This window comes from Kitasatospora sp. NPDC056783, assembly GCF_042789895.1.
Taxonomy (GTDB): Bacteria; Actinomycetota; Actinomycetes; order Streptomycetales; family Streptomycetaceae; genus Kitasatospora.
On the sequence record NZ_JBHUAF010000488.1, the window covers coordinates 1 to 5,275 of the forward strand.

Consider the following 5,275-nt stretch of genomic DNA (forward strand, 5'->3'; position numbering starts at 1 on the left):
AGTTCTCAAGGAACGGACGCTTCCTTCGGACTGCCTTCCAGCAGGCCCTCCGGGCTTCGTTCTTTCGTGTTTCCAGCTTACCAGATGTTTTCCGCTCCGTTTCCGGAGTTTCATTCATCCGATTCCCGCCGGCGGGATTTCCTGCGAACTTCTTCCAGAAGCTTATCAAAGCTTCCGGAGTGGTCAGTCCGTGGGATTTGCTTCGTCAGAGGATGCGCATTTCGTGAAACACGCTCGCCTCGATTCGGCGGTGTCGTAGACACTAACGCCCGGGACCGACCGTTGTCCAGTCAGTCCCAACCGTTGAAAGCTACTAGCCCACCCTCACCACGTCAATGGTTTTGGCCGGGGTGAGAGAAGAGTAGCAGGTCAGAGGCCTGTCGATCGCCAGGGCTCAGGCCGCGACCGGCTGGAGGTCCGCCCGGTCGGCAGCGGCCAGGTCGCCGGACTCGCCGGACTCGGCGGCCCTTCGGCCGAGCACCAGGGCATAGAGGAGGAAGGCCGCTTCGGCCAGCACGCCGATGCCGATGCGGGCCCAGGTCGGCAGGCCGGACGGGGTCACGAAGGCTTCGAGGACTCCGGAGACCGCCAGGACGGTCGCCAGGCCGATCGACATCCCGATGATCGCGCGGCCCTGTTCCGCCAACGCCACCCCACGGGTGCGCGGGCCGGGGTCGATGACGGTCCAGCCGAGGCGCAGGCCGAGGCCGCCGGCCACGAAGACGGCGGTCAGCTCCAGCAGGCCGTGCGGGATGAGCAGGCCGAGGAAGACGTCGAGGCGTCCGGCGGAGGCCATCAGTCCGATGCCGACGCCGAGGTTGAGCACGTTGGTCCACATCACGTAGAGCACCGGAATGCCCAGCGCGATCCCGAACAGCAGGCACTGCACGGCGATCCAGGCGTTGTTCGTCCAGACCTGCGCGGCGAAGGAACCGGCCGGCCGGTCCGAGTAGTACGCCTCGTACTGGCCGCCGGGGCGGGTCAGCTCGTCGAGGTGCTCCGGTGCGACCAGGCTGTTGCGGACCTCGGGGTGGGTGGCCGTCCACCACGCCAGCAGCGCGGTGGCGACCAGCGAGAGGATCGCGACCGGCACCCACCAGCGGCGCGCGCGGTAGAGCGCGGCCGGGAAGCTCACCGTGTAGTAGCGGGCGACGTCCTGCCAGCCGTTGGTCCGGGCCCCGGTCACCGCACTGCGGGCGCGCGAGACCAGGCCGGTCAGCCGGCTCACCAGCGCCGGGTCCGGCGCGGCGGCCTGGACCTTGGCGAGGTGGCCGGTGGTGCGCTGGTAGAGCGTGACCAGTTCGTCGGCCTCCTCCCCGCTGAGCCGGCGCCGCCGGGAGAGGGCGTCCAGCCGGGCCCACTCCCCCTGGTGGGTGGCGACGAAGACGTCCAGGTCCATTTCGGCGGCTCCATGATCGGCGGCGGGCGCGGACGGGCGGGTGCGGACGGGCGGGTGCGGACGGTTGTGCCCGGGCCGTGTGCCCCGGCCTGTGTGCGCGGGCCTGCGGGCACGACGGGGCCGGGCGGACACGTCCGGCCCAGCATGCCAGCAGCGGCCACCGCGTCGGCCGTCGGGATCTCACTTCCCGTGCGCCCGCCGGGACCCGTATGTTTGCGGCTGCCGATCAGACTGCGGGGAGCGGGTCACGGGGAGCCGCTCCGGGGTGGCTCCCTCCCCCGGGCGCTGCCGCCCGCGCGGTCCCGGATCTCCATGGGCGAGCCGTACGGGCTCCAAGAGCGTGAACGGACAGGTGTCTTGAGCGACCTGGTGACGGGTGAGGCGGTCGTCCTCGGCCTCCAGACGGCGAAGCTCCCGAGCAGGGCGCTGGCGATCGTGATCGACCTGCTGGTCGAGTTCGCCGCCCTGCTGGTGTTCACGCTGGTGCTGAGCCTCGCCCTGATCGGCCTCGACGGCGCGGCCCTGGCCGCCACGATGATCGGCCTGACGGTGTTCTTCCTGGTGGCCGTGCCCGTCATGGTCGAGACCTTCACCCGCGGCCGCTCGCTCGGCAAGGCCGCGCTCGGCCTGCGGGTGGTGCGAACCGACGGCGGGCCGGTGCGGTTCCGGCACTCGCTGGTGCGCGGGCTGGTCGGCTTCTTCGAGCTCATCGCGCTGAGCGGGGCCCCGGCCGTGATCACCTCGGCGGTGCACTCGGAGGGCAAGCGGCTCGGCGACGTCTTCGCCGGGACAGTAGTCGTCCGCGAGCGCACTCCGGGCGCGAGCGGCTCCGTCTCCCCGCTGCCGCCGGTGCACCCGCATCTGCTGCAGTCCATGGGCCGGGAGCTGGTCGCGATGGACCTGTCCGCGGTGCCGGAGCCGCTCTGGCTCGCGATCCGCCAACTGCTCGGCCGTGCGGGACAGTTGGACCCTGCGGTGATGCACCGGATGTCCGCCCGGCTGGCCGAGGACCTGTCCGCCCGGATCGGCCACCCGATCGCCTCCGGGCTGCACCCGGCCGCGTTCCTGGGCGCGGTGCTGACCGAGCGCCAGCGGCGGGAGTGGACGCGGGTCCAGGAACGGCAGTGGGCGGCGGCCGGGCCGATCACCGCCCAGGTGCCCGCGCCCCGTCCGGCCTCCGGCCCGTTCCCCGAGCCGGCTCAGGCCGGCCCGACCCCGGACCGGCCCGACCGGCCCGTCCGGGTCCTCGGCGTGCCGTCGCAGACCGCGCCCCCGACGGCCACCGCACCACCGCTGCCCGTCCCGGCCCCACCGGCCCCACCCGCCGCCCCGGACGCGCCGTCCCTCGACAAGCCCGGCCCCGGCTTCGCCCCACCCGCCTGAGGCCCGTCTCGGGCGGGAGCGGAAGCGCCCGCTACTCCTCCTCCGCCCCCACCCGCCAGGCGTTCGGCGCCGACTCCAGCTCCTCCAGCTCGATCCCCGCCGCCGCGAGCACCACGTCCCCCGCCAGGTGCACGACCTGCTGCTCCCCCGTCTCCAGGTCCGCCACCTGGTACCGCTCGACCAACAACGGCCCCGAATCCGTCTGATGGGTGTCCACCCCCTCCAACAGCCACCCCTGGTCGAGGGTGCGCGGCGCCAGCACCGGCTCGGTGAACGCCACCAGCCGCACCCGCGCGCTCGCCCCCTCCGCCAGCCGCAGCAGCCGGGCGGTGGCGACCAGGAAACCCGGTGAGCGGCCGGTGAAGGCGTGCGCCCGGTCGTGCCCCTCCGCGGCGTGCTCGCCGCCGGGGTCGGCCTCGTCGGTCCGCACCCAGGCCACCCCGTCCACCGCCCCTCCGCGCACCTGCCAGCCCCCGGCCCGCAGTTCCATCCGCAGCGGCCGGGCGCGCGAGTCCAGCGTGAGGTCGGTGCTGCCGAGCACCCGGCCGTCCGGCGCGTAGGTCTTGGAGACGTACCGCCACCCGGCCGCCCCGGGGGCGCAGCTGAAGCGCTCCTCGCCGAGCGGGACGTGGTCATGGGTGTCGTGGAGCGAGTACCGGCCGTTGGGCATGCCCGAAAGCCTACGGCCGCGGTCTTCCGGCGGCGGCATGCAACCTCCTCCCGACGGCCCGCATCAGGGAGGTGGGCGCTGCGAACCGAGGCATCGCCGGAAGGGAGATCCCATCGATGGCGAAGCAGACCCGCGACGCCGAGTTCACGGAGTACGCCGCGGCACGGAGCCCCTGGCTCCGCAAGGTGGCCTATCTGCTGTGCGGTGACTGGCACCGCGCGGACGACCTCGCCCAGGAGACGGTGACCAAGCTCTACGTGCGCTGGGGCCGCGTCTCCAAGGCGGACAACATCGACGGCTACGTGCGGACGATCCTCGTCAACACGTTCCTCGCCGAGCAGCGCTCGCCGTGGGGCCGGTGGTCGGCCCGGCGCCGCGAGGAGGCGCTCCCGGAACGGGCGGCGGCCGTCGCGGACCTGGACGCCTCGGTCGACCTCCGCGCCGCACTGGCCGCCCTGCCGCCCCGTCAGCGGGCGACGGTGGTGCTGCGCTACTACGGCGACCTCACCGTCGAGCAGACCGCCGCCGCCATGGGGTGCTCCACCGGCAACGTCAAGAGCCAGTGTTCCCGGGGCCTGGACGCACTGCGTCGGCTCCTCGACCGCGAGACCGCCGCGACCGCGGCCGGTCCTTCCGAAAGGATCCCCTCGTGAACGACCCGTACGACGGTTCGTCCTCGCTCTCCGCGACCGAACAACGGCTGGCCGCCGAGCTCACCGCGCTGGCCGACTCCCCGGCGCCGACGGCCGTGCCCGACACCGCCTGGGCCATCCGGTCCGGCCGCTCCCGGCTGCGACGCCGGCGCCTGGGCGTGCTCGGCGCGGTGACGGCGGTGGCGGTCGGCGCCGCCACCCTGAGCACCGCCTGGCCGGAGGCCGGCTCCGGCTCCACCGTCCAGGCGGCGGGCTCCGGCTCCACCGCCCCCGCCCGCCCCCGGGTCGGCCCGGACACCGGTCACGACCCGCTCGTGGTGCAGGCCACCTTCGGTTGGCTGCCCGCCGGCTTCGACACCTTCGTCTACAGCAAGGGCTCCAGCGGTCGGCCGGACACGGAGCAGGTCAAGGTCATCGGCCCAAAGCAGACGGACGCCACCACCGACTTCAACCGCCAGTTGCTCTTCCTGACCGTGTACGGGGCCGGGGTGGAACCCCCGCTCGACCTCGGCTACGAGGGCGGGCTGCGGTACCGGGTGGACACCGCGCCGGTGAACGGCCGGCCGGCGTACTGGGCCGGCATCGCGCCGGGCGACCCGGCCGCCGGGGACCAGATGCGGACACTGCGTTTCAAGCTCGCCGACGGCCGCTGGGCCGAGCTGCACGCCTCGTACGTGGGCGCCAAGGACGATGTCGCGAACATGATGGCGCAGGTCGCGGCCGGGGTCCACGTCGCGCCCCAGGCGGTGGCCCTGCCCTTCACGATCACGGATGTGCCGCCCGGCCTGGTCCAGTCGGGAGCGAGCCTGAAGCACAGCCCCGGAGCCACCCCGGACTATCCGTGGACGGCGTCCGTCGGCTTCATGCTGAACGGCAAGTCGATCTTGGTGGGAGCTGAGCCCGACACCGCGCCGGCCGCGAACGCTCCCACCCCCCCAGTCATCCCCGGGGCGGTGCCAGTGCCGACAACCTGCCGGAGCTCCAACGGCCTCAAGCTCTGCGTCTCGGCGACGGGAGGGGAGGCGCCGTTCGCCTCGATCGGCGGTTTCAACGGTCTGCTCGACCGGGTCACCTCGCTCGGCACCGACGAGAACGCCTGGACCACGGAGGTCTTCAACTGAACCCGGTCCGCGCACGCCGGTGGCCGGCACTCCCCGCGGGGAGTGCCGG

6 protein-coding genes are annotated in these 5,275 nt (G+C 73.2%); 4 read left to right on the forward strand and 2 right to left on the reverse strand.

Features of this window, described 5'->3' with window-relative positions:
* Positions 1–227 (forward strand): hypothetical protein (locus ACFRMQ_RS37580; RefSeq protein ID WP_380735358.1); only part of this gene is annotated, 227 nt, incomplete at its 5' end.
* A gap of 167 nt (positions 228–394) precedes the next feature.
* Here ACFRMQ_RS37580 and ACFRMQ_RS37585 read toward each other — a convergent pair.
* Positions 395–1,399 (reverse strand): stage II sporulation protein M, encoded by a 1,005-nt coding sequence (locus tag ACFRMQ_RS37585; RefSeq protein ID WP_380735359.1) that lies wholly within the window; start codon positions 1,397–1,399, stop codon positions 395–397.
* A 357-nt stretch (positions 1,400–1,756) separates the two neighbouring features.
* Between ACFRMQ_RS37585 and ACFRMQ_RS37590 the strand changes: the two genes are divergently transcribed.
* Positions 1,757–2,782, forward strand: coding sequence for an RDD family protein (locus tag ACFRMQ_RS37590; protein WP_380735360.1), 1,026 nt, complete (start codon positions 1,757–1,759; stop codon positions 2,780–2,782).
* Positions 2,783–2,813: 31 nt separating this feature from the next.
* Here ACFRMQ_RS37590 and ACFRMQ_RS37595 read toward each other — a convergent pair whose 3' ends face one another.
* A complete protein-coding gene (locus ACFRMQ_RS37595; protein ID WP_380735362.1) occupies positions 2,814–3,452 on the reverse strand; it encodes a hypothetical protein in 639 nt (212 codons plus the stop codon).
* A gap of 116 nt (positions 3,453–3,568) precedes the next feature.
* Between ACFRMQ_RS37595 and ACFRMQ_RS37600 the strand changes: the two genes are divergently transcribed.
* A complete protein-coding gene (locus ACFRMQ_RS37600; RefSeq protein WP_380735364.1) occupies positions 3,569–4,105 on the forward strand; it encodes a SigE family RNA polymerase sigma factor in 537 nt (178 codons plus the stop codon).
* Complete coding sequence (locus ACFRMQ_RS37605; RefSeq protein WP_380735365.1) at positions 4,102–5,226, forward strand: hypothetical protein; 1,125 nt, start codon at positions 4,102–4,104, stop codon at positions 5,224–5,226. The genes ACFRMQ_RS37600 and ACFRMQ_RS37605 overlap by 4 nt, the downstream gene beginning before the upstream one ends.
* Positions 5,227–5,275 lie beyond the last annotated feature (49 nt).

What these genes read in the sequence shown, in the direction of transcription:
- ACFRMQ_RS37585 (WP_380735359.1), bottom strand. Translation starts at nt 1,399, where the DNA reads ATGGACCTGGACGTCTTCGTCGCCACCCACCAGGGGGAGTGGGCCCGG.
- ACFRMQ_RS37595 (WP_380735362.1), bottom strand. Translation starts at nt 3,452, where the DNA reads ATGCCCAACGGCCGGTACTCGCTCCACGACACCCATGACCACGTCCCG.
- ACFRMQ_RS37600 (WP_380735364.1), top strand. Translation starts at nt 3,569, where the DNA reads ATGGCGAAGCAGACCCGCGACGCCGAGTTCACGGAGTACGCCGCGGCA.